The organism is Pseudomonas sp. HY7a-MNA-CIBAN-0227 (genome assembly GCF_040310325.1).
In the GTDB taxonomy this organism is placed as follows: domain Bacteria; phylum Pseudomonadota; class Gammaproteobacteria; order Pseudomonadales; family Pseudomonadaceae; genus Aquipseudomonas.
The window spans coordinates 1-408 of record NZ_JBEOPT010000044.1; the positions used below are offsets into that span (position 1 = coordinate 1).

Sequence of the window (408 nt, forward strand, 5' to 3'; positions counted from 1 at the left end):
CCGTTTTCGCCAACGGTGGCGGTGCCCAGCTCAGTCTTGCCGTTGAATACGGTGACTTCGTCACCTGCTTTAGCGCCCTTAACGGTGCCTGTGATTTCGCTCAACTTAGGAACGTTAGGGTTGATATCGATGACCGGCGGCTGCGGTTTAACGGTGAAGTCGACCTGATCGATCGTATCCGCGGTGAGGCCTGCCTTGCTGGAGACGGTTGCGGTGATTTCTTGCTTACCGCTTTCCAGTGCGTTGTCGCCTTTCAGCTCCAGTTCCCACTTGCCATCCGGGTCAACGGTAGCCGTACCAATCACGTTCCCACCGTTGGAAACGGTGACGGTGCCGCCGATAGCGCCTGTAACGGTGCCGGTGATGCTGGTGATTTCACCAAAGACTTTGCTGCCGTCGATCGGTGTG

Annotated in this window: 1 protein-coding gene; it reads right to left on the reverse strand. The window is 57.1% G+C overall.

What is annotated here, in order from left to right; all coding sequences use genetic code 11:
- Positions 1 to 408 (reverse strand): Ig-like domain repeat protein (locus tag AAEZ06_RS26885; RefSeq protein WP_350617107.1); only part of this gene is annotated, 408 nt, incomplete at both ends.